Raw genomic sequence first — 16,691 nt, 5'->3', positions numbered from 1 at the left:
TTCATCTATGATCTTCTTTAGCTGACGCAAAAAGGCTGCGTGTCAGCTCTGTAACAATAAGAGTATAACACACAGCCATATTATTGTCAACTTATGCAAGGGAATTTACATCACCCTCACGCTTTTGCTTAACAAGCAGAGCAGCCACAGCGAAAAACGCTATCGCAAACAGTGCCTCGATACCAATGCAGATGAGATATTCCTTTGTGCTGAATACTCCACCGCTCATGCCGAAAAGCATATTGTTGGCTTTGGTGTACCAGTATGCAGGGAACAATCTTCCCACTGCAAGAACGCCTCCTGTGAGCAATTCCTGCGGCACGAAAACTCCGCAAAGAAAGCTCATGCCAAGACCGATTATGTTCGATATAGCAGTTATGCCGTTGTCGCTAAGGTCAAACTGCGCTATTATCATTGCTATGCCTGCGGCGGCAATGATATATACAAAGCTGTTAAGGCAGGCAAGCCAGAATTTCACGCTGAGCGTTCTGCCCCAAATTATTGCGACTATCATAAACAAAAGCCATATGCTAAACACCAAGATACTTGCCCCAAGAGCCGTCTGTCTGCTGTAGTTTGCTGACGTCAGGCTTGAACACATTGTGCGTTCACGAACGCCTTTTCTGTTTAGCGTCAGTATTACAGGGCAAAGGGTAACAATGAGCATGGAAAGCATAACGTATGCAAGATACTGAAAATAGTAGCCGAATATTGCCGGCATACCTGTTCCGCCCTTGTTGTTAAAGTTTTTAAGCTCCGCATTTACTTGCTGAGAAACTGCCGTTTTGGCAAGCTCCATAGCGTTTTCTGTGCTTTCACCTGCCGTCATGTATGCCTTTACGCTTGAAAGATAATTGTCAAGCCTGCTTTCAAAAAGCTGTCCGCCGTAGCTGGAGGGCATTTTGAAATTCTCAAAAAGTCCGTCAAAATCTCCTGCGTTTATCTTGTCGCCAAAGCCCTTGTTTATATACAGAACATAGTTGGCACGCTGATAATAAACGGCGTCGATGACCTCGTCTTCATCATCTGCAAGCTCCACCTTTTTGTTGCCGCTGAATATAAAGTCCTGCAAACGCCTGCTTTCGGCACTGTTGTCACGGTCAATGACGGATATGGACATTTTGTAGTCCTCATAGTCATTGTTATCTTTTGCAGTATCCGCCATTATTACTGCTATGACCATAAATATGACGAGATATAATATAGCAGACGTAAGCCTTGTTTTGAGTATTTTCATAAAGGTCTTAAAGACTTGCATATTTACGCCTCCTTGTAAGAACATATCCACCAAGGGTGAACAGCACTGTGTATATCGCCATTGAAATTATCTTCACTGTGAACCGCCTGTAGTCTTCGTAGAGATTAAGACAGTAAAAGCTGTCTGAGATAATGGCGGCAGGGTTTATTTCATTGAATATCGGGCAATGCTCTGCAACAGTGCCTTTCATGGTGTTTGACATAAGACCGCTGAAGAAACAGCAGGTCATTGATACTGCCATGACTACAGATATTTTTACACCCTCTTTTATGCGGAAAGAGCCAACGAAAAATCCCATGGATATTCCCATTATTCCACCGACTATTGCGGCAAGGTAAACAAGTGGGAGCTTACTGCCGAAATCCACTTTAAGCACAAATCTCAGGAACGTCACCGATATCACCATGCATATCATTTCCACCACATGAAAAGCAAGGAGCGTTGCCGTTATGCTTGTAAGCTTGTTCACCGGAGAACAGCACCGCCTTGCGCCAAGTGCAGACAGGTCGCCCTGATTTTCCTGTGCCACGAACAGACCTGACATCGAGCCGAAAAGTGCCGTCATGGCAAGGAGATTATAGAAAAACTGTATCGTTATATCAGGATTGCCGTGGAGAGGTATATCATCATTTGGGCTTATCTTCTCGGAAAGGGAAGCTATGACCTTATCAAGCTTTTGCGGAGCGTTCTTTGCAGTGTCGGTTATTATCTTTTCCTGAGTTTTGTATTGCTGTATGAACGTCTTTACAATGGTCTGCTGGATACCTGTTGAGCCAAACTCAAGGGAGAGGTCGGAAGCCTTTATAATGCCTTTTATATCCTCGCTTTTAAGCATTTCTTCTGCCTTGTCAATGTCTGTATACGTCACCTTGAAAAGAGCCTCATCACTATCTGATATCTGTTCAAGCACCTGCTTAAGGATATCGTTTTCTTCTATATTTGTCACCGCAACAGGTATCGCATTGAATACAACATCTTTTTCGTATATTCCTGAAAACGCCATCTTAAAAAAGCAACCCAGTATTATAGGAAAGGCTATGAGCCAGAAGAGTATGGCTTTTTGACGCAGACAGCTTTTAAATTCGTATTTGAATATGTGTGAGAACATTCTATCACTCCTTATCCCTGAGAGCCTTGCCGGTTATTTCAAGGAAAACGTCATTGAGGGTAGGCTGCTCAGAATAAACGCTGCCGAAGCCCACCTGATTTTCCTGCAATATTTTCAGTATCTCAATAAGATTGTGCCGTCCCCCTGTACAGCGTGCAACGAGCTTGTTGTCGGCATAGGAAACATTATAAACGTGTTCCAAAGCTTCTATTTGTTCACGGACGTTCTCAGGAAGCTGGAGTATCTCGGCGGTGATAGTTTCGGTGTTTTTTATCATTCGTTTGAGTTCCTCTGTAGTACCCTCGGCTATTTTACTGCCCTTATCCATTATGGCGATACGGGTGCATATCTGCTCGACTTCTTCCATGTAGTGGGAGGTGTAAATTATAGTTGCACCCTCACGGTTGAGCTGTAAAATGCCCTCCAGTATCTTGTTTCTTGATTGTGGGTCAACAGCAACTGTCGGCTCGTCAAGTATGATAAGCTCAGGCTTGTGTGCGATACCACAGGCAATGTTAAGTCGTCTGAGCAGACCGCCTGAAAGCTTTTTAGGGTGGAACTTCACGAAGTCCTCAAGTCCCACAAAAGCTATGGCATCGTCAACATATTTCTTTCGTGTGGCTTTGTCGGTGATGTAAAGCCCACAAAAATAGTCAATGTTCTCATACACAGTCAGCTCGTCAAACACCGCAACATTCTGCATTATAACGCCAATACGCTTTTTTACCCCATAGTTCACAGGAGACATTTTTTCACCGAATATCTCGATGTCGCCCTTATCGTATGCCAGCAGTGAGAGCAGGCAGTTTATCGTGGTGGTCTTGCCCGAACCGTTAGGACCGAGAAGTCCGAAGACCTCGCCTTTTTTTATTTCAAGATCAAAGTGGTCAAGAGCAATAAGCTCCTTGTATCTTTTTACCAGATTGTCTATTTTTACTACAGTTTCAGCCATAAGAAAAACCTCCCTTAGTTTGTATTATCATTATACAATACTATCCGCCAAAAAGCTAGTGAGCAAAGTCACATCTTCATGTGACAAATGTCATATTATAAAAAAGCAGAGTGGCTGTTGACCAACTCTGCTTTGCAGTTATTTAAGCTGTGCTGTAAATATCATCATGCCGTTTTCGGCTTTGCATGATATCTTGCTTTTGTGCGACCTGACTATTGCCTGTGCAATAGAAAGCCCAATGCCGTAGCCTCCTTTTTTCTCTCCCTTTGACCGAGAACGTGAGCTGTCGTCACGATAAAATCTGTCAAAAAGTTTTGTTAGGTCGCCTTGCGGTGGTTCTTTGCAGGTGTTTGAAACTTCAAGGTCTGTTTCCTTGCCATTATGAGAAGTGAAAAGCTTTACGGCTATCTCGCCGCCCTCGTCAGCGTATTTTACTGCATTTTCCGTGAGGATAGAAACAAGCTGTCTTATCGCACCCTCGTCGCCGTGATAGGAAAGTCCGTTGGCAACATCTATTGTGAGTTTTTTGCCCTTTGTTTCCGCAAGGGTAGTAAAAGGCGAAGCGGCGTCATAAACAGCGTCAGAGATATTGAAATCAGCCATGGTAAGAGCAGGCTTTTCCTCCTCCATTTTTGCAAGGCTCAAAAGCTCTTTCAACAGACCGTTGAGCCTTGTTATCTGATTTTTTATGCTCACTGTCCACTGGTTTGGCTCTGACACCATTTCAAGAACTTCCGTGTTTGCGGAGATTATGGCCAGCGGCGTTTTTATCTCGTGCCCTGCGTCGGTGATGAACTGCTTTTGCTTTTCAAAGCTTTCCACAACAGGTCTGATGGCACGCTTTGAGAAGATTATGATAAGCAGACATACAAGTATATATCCTGCCGCCCCTATAGCGCACGACACCAGCAAAAAGCGATTTTTGGTGGCACTGTCACTGCGGCAGTCCATGAAAACTATTATCTTGCCTTTGTCAGTGTCGCCTGTTTTGTAGCGGTAGTTTCCTGACGTGCCTGAAGTCTTGCCGCTGTCAAGAACGCTTTTGCCGTATTCTATAGCCTGCGAACTTGACACCGCCGCAACGTGTCCTGTATCTACCTTGGTTATTTCGCCATTGCTGTCGGCGTATACAACAAAATACCTTGTCTGATACTTAGTTTCCTCGTTAAAGCCTCTGTGCTTATCAGGCTTTTTGCTCTCAGGGGGAGAGGCGCTGTCTGAATTATCCTGCGGCTTGTCATGCTTCATGCCCTTGGGGTCGAACTCAGGAAATCTGCCGTCATTTTCGATTATTATGTTCAGCAGATTGTCTGCATTCTTGTTGGTCTGATAGATGTTCACACCATTTATGCCGCCTATTATGGCAAACTCTACGATAAGAAGGCACACAGCAGCTATAACAACGAATTTCCGCTGTAAACGCTTAATCATTATGCTTTTCCTCTAGTGTGTAGCCCACGCCCCTTGTGGCTTTTATCTCGACATCTGCACCGATAAGACCAAGCTTTTTACGCAGATATGAAATATATACCCACACCACGTTTATCTCAGCGTCAGAGTCATAGCCCCATATCTTTTCCATGAAACGCTCTGTGGAAATAAGCGTGCCGTGATTTAGCATAAGGGCTTCTATCATTTGAAACTCTTTGTTGCCAAGCTTCTGAGAGCCGTTAGGACCTGAAAGCTCAAAGCTCTGTCTGTTGAGAGAAACGTTTCCGAAAGTAAGGGTAGAGGGTGCAAACTCAGTGCGGCGGCGTGTCATTGCCCTTATTCTCGCAAGAAGCTCGCCCATTGCAAAGGGCTTTGTAAGATAATCGTCAGCACCCGAATCAAGTCCGGTTATTCTATCGTCAATATCAGACTTTGCAGTAAGCAGCAGAACAGGGGAGTCGATACCCTTTTTACGGAGTTTTGTAAGCACCTGTATGCCGTTCATACCGGGCATCATAATGTCAAGTATTATGCCGTCATAATCCTGTGCAATTGCATAGTTGTATGCGTCGATGCCGTTGTAAACAGCGTCAACGGAATAGTTTTTGTGTTTAAGCACTGCCGAAAGCGCATTTGCAAGCTCCAACTCGTCCTCAGCAAGAAGTAATCTCATTAAAATTCCTCCCTATAAGTCAGTGTAATATCTTACGATATATGATAACCTATGAACTTTAAACTCACTTTAAATGTATTATACCATAAATATTCTTTTCGGACAATAAAAATCTGCCCCCGAAAACCGAGGGCAGATAAAAGATTTTTGAATTAGAATGCTGTCTTGTAGATGCCGAGGATAGACTCAACTGTGCAAGGTCTTGGATTTCCGCCTGTGCATACATCTGCAAATGCAGATTCACTCAAAGCCTGAAGATCCTCTTCCTTAACGCCTATCTCGTGGAGCTTCTCAGGGATTCCAACGTCCTTTGAAAGCTGCTTAACTGCGTTTACTGCGGCTGCTCTGTATTCAGCCTGGCTCATGCCTGTTGTGTCAACGCCCATTGCTTCTGCGATGTATTTGAACTTTTCGCCTGTGTATTCAGCGTTGTACTCCATTACATATGGAAGAAGTACAGCGTTTGCAATTCCGTGAGGTGTGTCATAGAATGCGCCAAGTGGGTGAGCCATGCCGTGAACAACGCCAAGACCAACGTTTGAGAAGCCCATGCCTGCGATATACTGACCGAGAGCCATATCTTCTCTGCCCTGTGGGTCATTCTCAACAGCCTTTCTCAGTGAACGTGAGATTATCTCTATTGCTTTGAGGTGCATCATGTCTGTAAGCTCCCAAGCGCCAAGTGTTGTGTAGCCCTCGATAGCGTGTGTAAGAGCGTCCATACCTGTTGAAGCTGTAAGTCCCTTTGGCATTGATGACATCATCTTAGCGTCGATTATAGCAACAACCGGGATATCGTGTGGATCAACGCAAACGAACTTTCTCTTCTTCTCCTCGTCTGTGATAACATAGTTGATAGTTACCTCTGCGGCTGTGCCTGCTGTTGTAGGAACAGCGATTATAGGAACACTAGGATTCTTTGTGTCGATAGCTCCCTCAAGAGAAGTAACGTCAGCATACTCAGGGTTGTTTATGATGATACCGATAGCCTTTGCAGTGTCCATTGATGAGCCGCCGCCGATAGCGATAAGATAGTCAGCGCCTGCTGCCTTGAAAGCTTCGATACCAGCCTTTACTACCTTTACAGTAGGGTTAGCCTTTACCTGAGAGAATATATCATAAGCAAGTCCTGCTTCCTCCAAAAGATCTGTAACGTTCTTTGCAACGTTAAATTTGATAAGGTCAGGGTCTGTTACAACAAGAGCCTTTTTAAAAGCTCTCTTCTTTGCCTCTGTAACTATCTCGCTGATCGAGCCTGCACCGAAATATGAAGTTTCATTAAGTATCATTCTGTTAGCCATTTGATTATTCCGCCTTTCAAAATATATGATCTCTGTTATCAAAGTTATATCTTCGATTATTGATATTATACAACTTTTATACCATGATTTCAATTATTTTTATGTAAAATATTAGTGGTGTAATATTGTGTAAAACAGCCAAAAACATAAATCATTTAATCTAAGGCACACCGTACAAGGCGTAACCTGTGAATGATACTTTTTTTCTTGACAAATCGGCAAAAATGTGCTATAATTCTCAATTAGGAAAGTTACCTTGCGAAAAATTTCGCAAGGTGCTTTTGTGTTTTATAGGCTTTTTGTGAAAAATTACGATTTTCTTTCCTTTGATGGGAGAAAATATATTTATAATTTTTATTGTTTATAATTTTTGCGAAATATATTAAGCAAATCGTTACAGAAAGCATTCGCTTTGCTGTGTCTTGATAAATCGGAGGAGTATGTATGATTAGAGAAGATTTAAGAAATGTTGCTATTATTGCCCACGTTGACCACGGTAAGACTACCCTTGTAGACCAGATGCTCAAGCAGAGCGGTACTTTCAGAGAAAATCAGGCTGTAGAAGAAAGAGTCATGGATTCAAACGATATTGAGCGTGAGAGAGGAATCACTATCCTTGCAAAGAATACTTCTATCAAGTATAAGGACGTTAAGATAAACGTTATCGACACCCCAGGCCATGCTGATTTCGGTGGTGAGGTAGAGCGTGTTCTTAAAATGGTAAACGGTGTTATACTGCTTGTGGACGCAGCCGAGGGTCCAATGCCACAGACAAGATTTGTGCTTCAGAAAGCACTTGAGCTTGGTCATAAAATAATCATCGTTATCAACAAGATAGACAGACCTGACGCTCGTCTTAACGAGGTAGGCGACGAAGTTCTCGAGCTTCTCATGGATCTTGACGCTACTGACGAGCAGCTTGACAGCCCTATCCTTTATTGCTCAGGCAGAGCAGGTACAGCTACTCATTCACCTGATGAAGAGGGCAAGGATATGATACCTCTCTTTGACGAGATACTCAGCTATATCCCTGCACCTGAGGTAGATACTGAGGGACCAATGCAGTATCTTGTTTCCGCTATCGACTACAACGAGTATGTAGGAAGAATAGCTATCGGCCGTATCGAGCGTGGCGAAATGAAAGTTAATCAGGACGTTACGATCGGCGATTATCATCAGACTAAGAAGGAATATCGTGGCAAGATCGTTACAATGTATCAGATAGAGGGACTTAACAGAGTTCCATGCCAGAGTGCAAAGGCTGGCGACATCGTTTGTATCAGCGGTATCGAGAACATCACTATCGGTGACACTATCTGTGACTTCGGCAACTTTGAGGCTGTACCTTTTGTAAAGATATCCGAGCCTACAGTTGAAATGACATTCTCTGTAAATAATTCACCATTCGCAGGCAGAGAGGGCAAGTTCGTAACAAGCCGTCACCTGAGAGACAGACTGTTCAAAGAACTTCTCAAGGACGTTTCACTGAGAGTTTCTGAAACAGACAGCACAGACGCTTTCAAGGTCGCAGGACGTGGCGAAATGCACCTTTCTATCCTTATCGAGAATATGCGTCGTGAGGGCTATGAGCTTGGCGTTTCAACACCGCACGTTCTGTTCAAGGAGATAGAGGGCAAGCTTTGCGAACCTATCGAAAGACTTGTTATTGACGTTCCTGAGAACTGCGTAGGTTCTGTTATGGAGAAGATAGGCGCAAGAAAGGGCGAGCTTCAGGAAATGGCACCTGTTGGAAGCAGAATGAGACTTGAATTTCTTATCCCTGCAAGAGGACTTTTCGGATACAAGAGCGAGTTCCTTACAGACACAAAGGGTGAGGGTATCATGAGCTCTGTATTCCATGACTACGAGCCATATAAGGGCGAGATACCAAAGAGAGCAACAGGCTCACTTGTTGCGTTTGAAACAGGCGAAGCTGTAACATACGGTCTTTACAACGCACAGGAGAGAGGCGAGCTGTTCATCACAGCAGGCACACCTGTATATGAGGGAATGATAGTTGGCGCTTCACCAAAGCAGGAAGACCTTGTTGTAAATGTCTGCAAGAAGAAGCACCTTACAAACACCCGTGCAAGCGGTTCTGATGACGCACTCAGACTTGTTCCGCCAAGAAATCTCAGCCTTGAGGATTCACTTGAATTCCTTGCTGACGATGAACTTCTTGAGGTAACACCAAAGAGCATAAGAATAAGAAAGCGTATTCTGAGCAACTCACAGAGAGCTAAGGAAAGAGCTAAAATGTAATAATAACAAAAAGAGGAGCGGTCATGCCGTCTCCTCTTTACTTTTTATGAAATTGTAGTGCTATTGTATGTTGGTGTAGTAGAAAATAGCAAGCTGTGTGCGATCACGGAGGGAGAGCTTTTCCAGGATAGTGCTGATGTAATTTCGCACTGTGCCCTCACTAAGATAAAGCAGTGAGGCTATCTCCTTGTTGCTAAGTCCTTTTGCCACCTGTTCGATTATCTCCTGCTCTTTTTCGACTATGCCGTAGTGGTCAAAATCAAAACTGCTGTGATTGGTAAGAAGCTCAGGAAGCTTGCTTGCAACATCTGAGCCGAAAACTGTCTGCCCATTCATAACGGTTTCAAGGGCAGGGCATATGCTTTCAAAATCCTGCTTTAAAATATATCCCTTTGCTCCCATAAGCACAGCCTTTATAATGTATTCATCATCAGAAAATGTGGTAAGATAAAGTATCCTTGCGTCAGGGTACCCAGCAAGGATTTTTTCGCCGGCTTCAATGCCGCTCATGCCTTTCATGCGGATATCCATAAGCAGAACATCAGGCTTGAGAAGAGAATAAAGCTCTATGGCTTCCTCGCCACAGCTTCCCATGGCAAGAACTTTCACACTGCCTGCGCTTTCAAGAATGGTTTTCAGCGACACCGCCACAAGCTTGTCATCATCTATTATAACAATGTTCATGTCAAGACCTCCGTTCAGTCAGGTTTTGTTTCGGCACAGACAGAAAAATGCGGAATCCCTTGCTGCCCGATGTGATGTTTATGTTTCCATTTAAAGAAGCCGCACGCTCACGCATATTGGCAAGCCCCATGCCGCTTTCGTCTATCTTTTCGGGACAGCTTCCGTTGTCTGCGATACTAAGCTGATAAAGAGCAGGGTGTTCACGAATGATTATTTTTATGCTGTCGCCGTCGCTGTGCTTTGCGGTATTGGAAAGTGCTTCTTTTATAATGCCAATAAAGCAAAGCTTCACATCTCGTGACATTCTTTCAGAAAAGTCATAATCACAGCTTACTGCAAATCTGTCTTTCAGAGGTCTTATGCAGTCTTCAACAGCAGGCTTTAGTGCGATAGAATCGTCATGAAGATCATGAACGCTGCTTCGTATGCTCGTCATGGCGGTGTTCAGCGTGCCGCTCAGGTCGTTGATGGCTTCACCGACAGTTTCATCTTTGTTTATGACCGAAAGCGCACCAAGCTGTAAAATAGACCTTGTGAGCATATGCCCCACGTTATCGTGTATCTCCCTTGCAATGCGGTTACGCTCTTTCAGCGTGGCAAGATATATCTCGTAGTCTTGATTTCTCTGCATGGCTTTGTTTTTTTCTACAAGCTGGGTGGTAAGTTCTTTTGAATTGTCACGGGTATTTATGAGCAGCTTTGTCAGCTTTTCGTTCAGAACGCTGCGGCTTGAAATTGTGAAGCTTACCAAAAAAAGAGCGACAAGCGGGAAGATGTCTTTTCCCAGAGTGAATATATTTGCAAGTACGCCTATGAATGTTAAGACCATAGCAGGGTAAAATTTTGTACAGAAAGCATCATAAAGCACCAAAGGGGCGAGTATCAAAGCTTCTTTACTGAAAATGCAAAGTGAGCTGTACGCAATAACTGAAAGGTATGCAACGGCAGAGCTTGGTTTTATTTGAAAGATAGCGGAGCATATGACAGCCAATAGTAATGTGGTGATGTTTGACGGATCTGTTCCTTCTGCAAGCATGAATGCACAGCAACTAAGGCCTAAAAGAAACTTATCCCACAGCTTGTTCATATGGCGTTCCCCCCTTGATGTGATATCTCAATTCTAACACATTAGTGGCCGATTGTCTAGTATCGTTCTAAAATAGTTTTGCTATACTGTAAAAATCATTGACTTATACCTATAAAAAATGGTATAATGATAACAATGATAATTTCTTGTAAGGAGCTTATTTTTATGAAAGACGGTTTTATAAAGGTCGCCGCCTGCACCCCTGAGATACAGGTGGCAGACGTTGACTTCAATGTGGATAAAATAATCAGTCAGCTTGAAAAGTGCAGGGAAGAGGGCGTAAAGGTCGCTGTGTTCCCTGAGCTTTGTATAACAGGTTATACCTGTCAGGACTTGTTCTTTCAGAACGCTTTGCTTGACAAGGCAATGGAGGGTGTTGTAAAGATAGCAAAGACTACTGCTGACAGCGATATGCTTGTGGCTGTGGGCGTGCCTGTGAGAGCAAACGGCAAGCTTTACAACTGTGCGGCTGTGATGCAAGACGGCGAGGTGCGTGCCTTTGTACCTAAAACGCATCTGCCGAACTATAACGAATTTTATGAGGCAAGACATTTTGCACCATACAGAGGCGAATGTGCTGCCATTGATCTGAGAGAGTACGGACAGCTTGAATTTATACCGCCTATGGAACAGACCGTTTTCGTATGTGAAGAGATACCTGAGCTTGTGGTGGGCTTTGAACTTTGCGAGGACTTGTGGGTAGCTGACCCTGTTTCAAATTATCTTGCTAAGGCAGGGGCTACCCTTATATGCAATCTGTCTGCAAGTGATGAGGTCATTGGTAAAGACTCATACCGCAGACAGCTTGTTTCAAACCAATCTGCAAGGCTTGTGGCAGGATATATATACTGCTCAGCAGGTGACGGTGAGTCAACGCAGGATATGGTCTTTTCGGGTCACAATATCATTGCGGAAAACGGCTCTATACTTGCAGAGAGCAGGCTTTTTGAAAACGGCATTACCATATCGGAAATAGACTTTAAAAAGCTTGCCTTTGAACGCAGAAAAATTTCCACCTATCCTGCAAGCGCAGAGTGGGACTATTCTTCCAAGGACAGCGGCTTTTTGGATAAGGACAACATCTCCCGTGAAAGATTCAGCCTTGAAATTGGCGAAACAGCTTTGACAAGAAAATTTGCAAAAACGCCTTTTATCCCGTCAAATCAGGCGGAGAGAAACGAGCGCTGTCACCTTATTTTGCAAATGCAATCCCATGGACTTATGAAGCGTATCGCACACACACATTCCAAGACTGTGGTCATTGGCATTTCAGGGGGACTTGATTCTACGCTTGCACTGCTTGTGTGCGTAATGGCAATGGACTTGCTGAAACGTCCTCATACTGATATCGTTGCGGTGACTATGCCATGCTTTGGCACAACAAAGCGTACACGCTCCAATGCGGAGATACTTTGCGACGCTTTGGGGGTAACGTTCAGAGAGGTGGATATCTCAAAAGCAGTTTTACAGCATTTTGAAGATATCGGTCACGATTATAACGATCACAGCGTTGTGTTCGAGAATGGTCAGGCGAGAGAGCGCACAAAGGTGCTTATGAATATCGCAAATCAGGTGAGCGGAATGGTGGTCGGCACAGGCGACCTGAGCGAACTTGCTCTCGGCTGGGCGACCTACAACGGCGACCATATGTCCATGTACGGCGTGAACGCATCTATCCCTAAGACCTTGGTAAGGCATATCGTTCAGTATTACGGCGACACCTGCACATCTGATACTCTGAGAGATGTACTGTACGATATTTTGGACACTCCTGTTTCTCCTGAGCTTCTTCCTACCGACGAGAGTGGCACTGAGATGACACAGAAAACAGAAGACCTTGTAGGTCCATATGAGCTTCATGACTTCTTCCTTTACTATGGCATACGCTGGGGCTTTGAGCCGTCAAAGGTGAAAAGGCTTGCGAAATATGCCTTTGAGGGGGATTATCCTGACGAGGTCATAGACAAGTGGCTCAAAACATTCTATCGCAGATTTTTCTCACAGCAGTTCAAGCGCTCCTGCCTGCCTGACGGCGCAAAGATCGGTTCTGTTACCCTGTCACCGAGAGGGGATTGGAGAATGCCGTCTGACGCTGTGGCTAAGCTTTGGCTGGAGGATATCGACAAATAACGCAAGGTAAAAATAAAGTAACAAAATCTTTATAACTGCTCGGTTTTACAGAATTGGCTGTTCAGATATAATTATAAGTAAGGAACGGAAAACTTTTCTGAACAGTATCATTACGGAGGATTTATTATGAAATACACAGAGAAAGAGGTTTTGCAGTTCGTTGAAGAAAACGACGTAAAGTTCGTAAAGCTCATGTTCTGCGATATATTCGGTTCGCTAAAGACTATCTCTGTTATAGCAGGCGAGCTGCCGAAAATATTCAGAGAGGGACTTATCTTTGACGCTTCAAAGCTCGGTGGCTTTTTGAATGTGACTGCTTCAGACCTTAGACTTTTCCCTGACCCTGATACGCTGGCGCTTCTTCCATGGCGACCGCAGCATGGCAGGGTAGTAAGATTTTTCTGCCACCTGAAATATCCTGATGGAACGGCTTTCGAGGGGGATGGCAGGTTTTTCCTCAAAACTGCTATCGCATATGCAAAGGGTAAGGGATATAACTTCCAGATAGGTACTTCATGCGAGTTTTACTGCTTTGAAAAGGACGATACTGATATGCCTACAAAGCGTCCTCACGACTACGCAGGCTATTGTGACGCTGCGCCTGTTGACAGGGGAGAAAACCTCAGACGTGACATCTGCCTGACACTTGAGCAAATGGATATTTTCCCAGAAAGCTCAAGACATGAAACCGGTCCGGGTCAGAACGAGATAGATTTTCAGTATTCAAACGCACTGAAAGCTGCCGATAATCTTGTGACGTTCAAGAACGTTGTAAAATCTGTGGCTGACAGAAATGGGCTTTATGCAACGTTCATGCCAAAGCCTATCGTTGACAACTGCGGCTCCGGTCTGCATATAATGCTCATGTGCATGAAAGGCACGGAAAATGTTTTCAAACCTCAGCTTGGCGGACTTTCCAAAGAGGCTGAGCGCATGATAGCAGGAATACTGAAAAACGTTGGCGATATGACGCTGTTTCTAAACACCACTACAAATTCATACAAACGTTTTGGCAGTCTGCTTGCACCTAAGTACATTTCATGGTCACATGAAAATTATGCACAGCTTCTTCGTGCACCGCTTGCTGATACAGATGAGAATGGTATAATACTCCGTTCAGCAGACAACACCTGTAATCCTTACTTTGCTATGGGTCTGCTTATTTATGCCTGCATAGACGGCGTTATAAATAAGGAAGAACTTCCAAAACCTTTTAATTTCAATATAGGCTCGGCAGATGAAAGCGAGCTTGCAAAGCTTGAAACACTTCCGCAGTCTTTGAAAGAGGCAGTGGAACGTGCTGAAAAGAGCGAGTTTCTTGCGGATAGGCTTCCTGAGCATATGTTGGAGCGTTTTATCGCAATAGAAAAGGAGCTTATCATAGAATATGAGAGAGCTGCCGATAAGGAGCAGTTTGAAACAGCCAGATATTTTTATCATCTGTAATGTCAGAGAAAGCTAAAAAAAGGAGGTGGGGAAATGGACAGGATACTTGTGGCTTCAAGCAATGACAAGGCAACAGCTATGCTTGTGAGTCTGTTAAAAGAAACCTTTCCCACCTGCAAGACTTCTATAGCCGCAACGGGTCTTGAAACAAGGCGTGCGGTAGGGTCAGGCAGTTATGACTGTGTCGTGATAAACTGTCCATTGTCAGACGAATATGGCAACGAGCTTGCGGAGATAGTCTGCACCTCAACTGACGCAAGCTGTGTGGCTATCGCAAAGTCGGAAAATGCAGATATTCTTGCTGATAAACTGGAAGATTTCGGCGTAATGGTGATACCAAAGCCACTAGGCAGACAGTATTTTTACCGTTCAATGAAATTTGTCAGTGCCGCAAGAAAAAGAATGCTGGGAATAAGGTCTGAGAACCTGAAACTGCACAAAAAGCTTGAAGAGATAAGAACGATAAACAGAGCAAAGTGCTCACTTATGCAGTATCTTGGCTTTACAGAACAGCAGGCTCATAAATATCTTGAAAAGCAGGCTATGGATAAGAGATGCACAAAGATCGAGGTGGCTCAGAAGGTCATCGAGATGTACGAGGTTTAAATGTTACATAATTGTTAAATTAATGTCACGCTATTGCAATTATCGGAGTAATGTTGTATAATAATAAAGGAAAATTTAAAATAACGGAGGTCGTTAAAAAATGTTAGTTTCAGCTAAGGAAATGATGACAAAGGCACTTGCAGGCAAGTATGCTGTAGGTCAGTTCAATATTAACAACCTTGAGTGGACAAAGGCTATCCTTCTCACTGCTCAGGAACTGCAGTCACCTGTAATTCTTGGTGTGTCTGAGGGCGCAGGCAAGTACATGACAGGCTTTAAGACAGTTGCTGCTATGGTTAAGGCAATGGACGAAGAGCTCGGTATCACAGTACCAGTAGCACTTCACCTTGACCACGGAACATATGAGGGCTGCTACAAGTGCGTAAAGGCTGGTTTCTCATCTATCATGTTCGACGGTTCACACTATCCATTTGAGGAGAACCTTGCTAAGTCAACTGAACTTGTTCACGTTGCAGATCAGCTTGGTCTTTCTATCGAGTGCGAAGTTGGTTCTATCGGTGGCGAAGAGGACGGTGTTGTAGGTATGGGCGAGTGCGCAGATCCAGACGAGTGCAAGACAATCGCTGATCTCGGCGTTACAATGCTCGCAGCTGGTATCGGTAACATTCACGGTAAGTATCCAGCAAACTGGCCAGGTCTTTCATTCGAGACACTTGCTGCTATCAAGGAAAAGGTTGGCGATATGCCACTGGTACTTCACGGCGGTACAGGTATTCCTGATGACATGATCAAGAAGGCAATCTCACTTGGCGTTGCAAAGATCAACGTAAACACAGAGTGCCAGCTTTCATTCCAGGAGGCTACAAGAAAGTACATTGAAGAGGGCAAGGATCTTCAGGGCAAGGGCTTTGACCCAAGAAAGCTTCTCAATCCTGGCTTCGAGGCTATCAAGGCTAAGGTTAAGGAGAAGATGGAACTCTTCGGTTCTGTTGGCAAGGCTTGATCAATAGCTAAATTAACGTAAATAAACGGGCTGTCGTTTCGGCGGCAGCCTTTTTATGTTATTTTATTTTCCAATTAAATAGAGTGTAACCTAGATCAACCACTCACAAATAAAAACAAGGAGATTTTTTTATGGAAATTTTCAGTGCACGTCGTTTAACAAACATGGGACTTATTGCAGCGATATATGTTGTGGCTACGATGCTTTGCAGCTCGCTTGCATACGGACAGGTACAGTTCCGCATATCTGAGGTTTTGATGCTACTTTGTTATTTCAACAAGGATTACATCATTTCGCTTTCTATAGGTTGTTTGATAGTCAATCTATTCAGTACGCTCGGAATGGTGGACGTAGTATTTGGAACGCTTGCTACAGTTGTGGCAGCGGTTCTTATCTATCTGCTGAGAAACAAGGTAAATCTTGTAGTTGCGTCGCTTTTCCCGGTGATATCAAATGCGGTGATAGTTGGCTTTGAACTGACGTATGTCTTCAAGACGCCGCTTCTTGTGAACATGGGCTGGGTAGCCTTAGGCGAATTTGTATGCGTAACGATAGTTGGTGTTATACTTGTCAAGGCGCTTATGAAGAACAAGTATTTCAGCAAGCTTGTGACTTTCGGCATGAGTGATCAGGCTCTTAGTGAGCAGTTTAAAAACGGGTGATGATTCCGATATAAAAATCAGCCTGACTTTTTAGTCAGGCTTTATTTTTTGGCGTTTTTATCGAAAAAACTGCGAAAATGTAGGTTTGTCAATCATATTGGACACTATTATTAAGAAATTCGATAGG

General features: G+C 44.0%; 14 protein-coding genes. 6 read left to right on the top strand and 8 right to left on the bottom strand.

Annotated features, from left to right (window positions below; translation table 11 throughout):
* Window positions 1–91: 91 nt before the first annotated feature.
* The 6 genes from DWW81_RS11075 to fucO all read right to left on the bottom strand — a co-directional run bounded on the left by DWW81_RS11075 (window position 92) and on the right by fucO (window position 6,723).
* Complete coding sequence (locus tag DWW81_RS11075) at window positions 92–1,258, bottom strand: ABC transporter permease (protein WP_181982733.1); 1,167 nt, start codon at window positions 1,256–1,258, stop codon at window positions 92–94.
* Entirely contained in the window at window positions 1,245–2,366 is a 1,122-nt protein-coding gene (locus DWW81_RS11070) for an ABC transporter permease (RefSeq protein WP_117897853.1), read from the bottom strand. Before DWW81_RS11070 ends, DWW81_RS11075 begins: the two co-directional genes overlap by 14 nt.
* 4 nt (window positions 2,367–2,370) lie before the next feature.
* Window positions 2,371–3,318: an ABC transporter ATP-binding protein gene (locus DWW81_RS11065; protein WP_038671318.1), complete on the bottom strand. Its 948-nt coding sequence runs from the start codon at window positions 3,316–3,318 to the stop codon at window positions 2,371–2,373.
* Window positions 3,319–3,456: 138 nt separating this feature from the next.
* Window positions 3,457–4,749, bottom strand: coding sequence for a HAMP domain-containing sensor histidine kinase (locus tag DWW81_RS11060; protein ID WP_117897855.1), 1,293 nt, complete (start codon window positions 4,747–4,749; stop codon window positions 3,457–3,459).
* Complete coding sequence (locus DWW81_RS11055) at window positions 4,742–5,422, bottom strand: response regulator transcription factor (protein WP_117897857.1); 681 nt, start codon at window positions 5,420–5,422, stop codon at window positions 4,742–4,744. Before DWW81_RS11055 ends, DWW81_RS11060 begins: the two co-directional genes overlap by 8 nt.
* Window positions 5,423–5,574: 152 nt before the next feature.
* The gene (gene fucO / locus DWW81_RS11050) at window positions 5,575–6,723 is read right to left on the bottom strand and encodes a lactaldehyde reductase (protein WP_117865366.1); all 1,149 of its coding nucleotides are present in this window, start codon (window positions 6,721–6,723) and stop codon (window positions 5,575–5,577) included.
* Window positions 6,724–7,167: 444 nt separating this feature from the next.
* Here fucO and typA point away from each other — a divergent pair, with 444 nt between their 5' ends.
* Complete coding sequence (gene typA, locus DWW81_RS11045; protein ID WP_022287673.1) at window positions 7,168–8,985, top strand: translational GTPase TypA; 1,818 nt, start codon at window positions 7,168–7,170, stop codon at window positions 8,983–8,985.
* Between the two features lie 60 nt (window positions 8,986–9,045).
* On the opposite strand, the gene DWW81_RS11040 is transcribed toward typA, so the two are convergent.
* Both DWW81_RS11040 and DWW81_RS11035 read right to left on the bottom strand, forming a co-directional pair.
* On the bottom strand, window positions 9,046–9,669 hold the full coding sequence (locus DWW81_RS11040; RefSeq protein WP_117897860.1) for a response regulator transcription factor: 624 nt from the start codon (window positions 9,667–9,669) through the stop codon (window positions 9,046–9,048).
* 1 nt (window position 9,670) lies between these two features.
* Window positions 9,671–10,756, bottom strand: a complete 1,086-nt coding sequence (locus DWW81_RS11035; RefSeq protein ID WP_242989621.1) for a histidine kinase — start codon at window positions 10,754–10,756, stop codon at window positions 9,671–9,673.
* 165 nt (window positions 10,757–10,921) lie between these two features.
* On the opposite strand from DWW81_RS11035, the gene DWW81_RS11030 reads away from it, so the two are divergent.
* The 5 genes from DWW81_RS11030 (at window position 10,922) to DWW81_RS11010 (ending at window position 16,564) form a co-directional block, all read left to right on the top strand.
* A complete protein-coding gene (locus DWW81_RS11030; RefSeq protein ID WP_117897862.1) occupies window positions 10,922–12,886 on the top strand; it encodes an NAD(+) synthase in 1,965 nt (654 codons plus the stop codon).
* Window positions 12,887–13,012: 126 nt separating this feature from the next.
* Entirely contained in the window at window positions 13,013–14,332 is a 1,320-nt protein-coding gene (locus DWW81_RS11025; RefSeq protein WP_117856709.1) for a glutamine synthetase family protein, read from the top strand.
* Between the two features lie 33 nt (window positions 14,333–14,365).
* Entirely contained in the window at window positions 14,366–14,938 is a 573-nt protein-coding gene (locus tag DWW81_RS11020) for an ANTAR domain-containing protein (protein ID WP_022288387.1), read from the top strand.
* A gap of 100 nt (window positions 14,939–15,038) precedes the next feature.
* Window positions 15,039–15,902 (top strand): class II fructose-1,6-bisphosphate aldolase, encoded by an 864-nt coding sequence (gene fba / locus DWW81_RS11015; protein WP_117897864.1) that lies wholly within the window; start codon window positions 15,039–15,041, stop codon window positions 15,900–15,902.
* Between the two features lie 131 nt (window positions 15,903–16,033).
* The gene (locus DWW81_RS11010) at window positions 16,034–16,564 is read left to right on the top strand and encodes a QueT transporter family protein (protein ID WP_117897865.1); all 531 of its coding nucleotides are present in this window, start codon (window positions 16,034–16,036) and stop codon (window positions 16,562–16,564) included.
* Window positions 16,565–16,691 lie beyond the last annotated feature (127 nt).

This window comes from Ruminococcus sp. AF17-1AC (assembly GCF_003461385.1).
Classification (GTDB): Bacteria; Bacillota; Clostridia; order Oscillospirales; family Ruminococcaceae; genus Hominimerdicola; species Hominimerdicola aceti.
Note: the sequence above shows the minus strand (reverse complement) of the source record. Positions and strands in the feature narration are given on the sequence as shown.

Coding starts and splice junctions, on each gene's coding strand:
- DWW81_RS11075 (WP_181982733.1), bottom strand. CDS start 1,258: ATGCAAGTCTTTAAGACCTTTATGAAAATACTCAAAACAAGGCTTACG.
- DWW81_RS11070 (WP_117897853.1), bottom strand. CDS start 2,366: ATGTTCTCACACATATTCAAATACGAATTTAAAAGCTGTCTGCGTCAA.
- DWW81_RS11065 (WP_038671318.1), bottom strand. CDS start 3,318: ATGGCTGAAACTGTAGTAAAAATAGACAATCTGGTAAAAAGATACAAG.
- DWW81_RS11060 (WP_117897855.1), bottom strand. CDS start 4,749: ATGATTAAGCGTTTACAGCGGAAATTCGTTGTTATAGCTGCTGTGTGC.
- DWW81_RS11055 (WP_117897857.1), bottom strand. CDS start 5,422: ATGAGATTACTTCTTGCTGAGGACGAGTTGGAGCTTGCAAATGCGCTT.
- fucO (WP_117865366.1), bottom strand. CDS start 6,723: ATGGCTAACAGAATGATACTTAATGAAACTTCATATTTCGGTGCAGGC.
- typA (WP_022287673.1), top strand. CDS start 7,168: ATGATTAGAGAAGATTTAAGAAATGTTGCTATTATTGCCCACGTTGAC.
- DWW81_RS11040 (WP_117897860.1), bottom strand. CDS start 9,669: ATGAACATTGTTATAATAGATGATGACAAGCTTGTGGCGGTGTCGCTG.
- DWW81_RS11035 (WP_242989621.1), bottom strand. CDS start 10,756: ATGAACAAGCTGTGGGATAAGTTTCTTTTAGGCCTTAGTTGCTGTGCA.
- DWW81_RS11030 (WP_117897862.1), top strand. CDS start 10,922: ATGAAAGACGGTTTTATAAAGGTCGCCGCCTGCACCCCTGAGATACAG.
- DWW81_RS11025 (WP_117856709.1), top strand. CDS start 13,013: ATGAAATACACAGAGAAAGAGGTTTTGCAGTTCGTTGAAGAAAACGAC.
- DWW81_RS11020 (WP_022288387.1), top strand. CDS start 14,366: ATGGACAGGATACTTGTGGCTTCAAGCAATGACAAGGCAACAGCTATG.
- fba (WP_117897864.1), top strand. CDS start 15,039: ATGTTAGTTTCAGCTAAGGAAATGATGACAAAGGCACTTGCAGGCAAG.
- DWW81_RS11010 (WP_117897865.1), top strand. CDS start 16,034: ATGGAAATTTTCAGTGCACGTCGTTTAACAAACATGGGACTTATTGCA.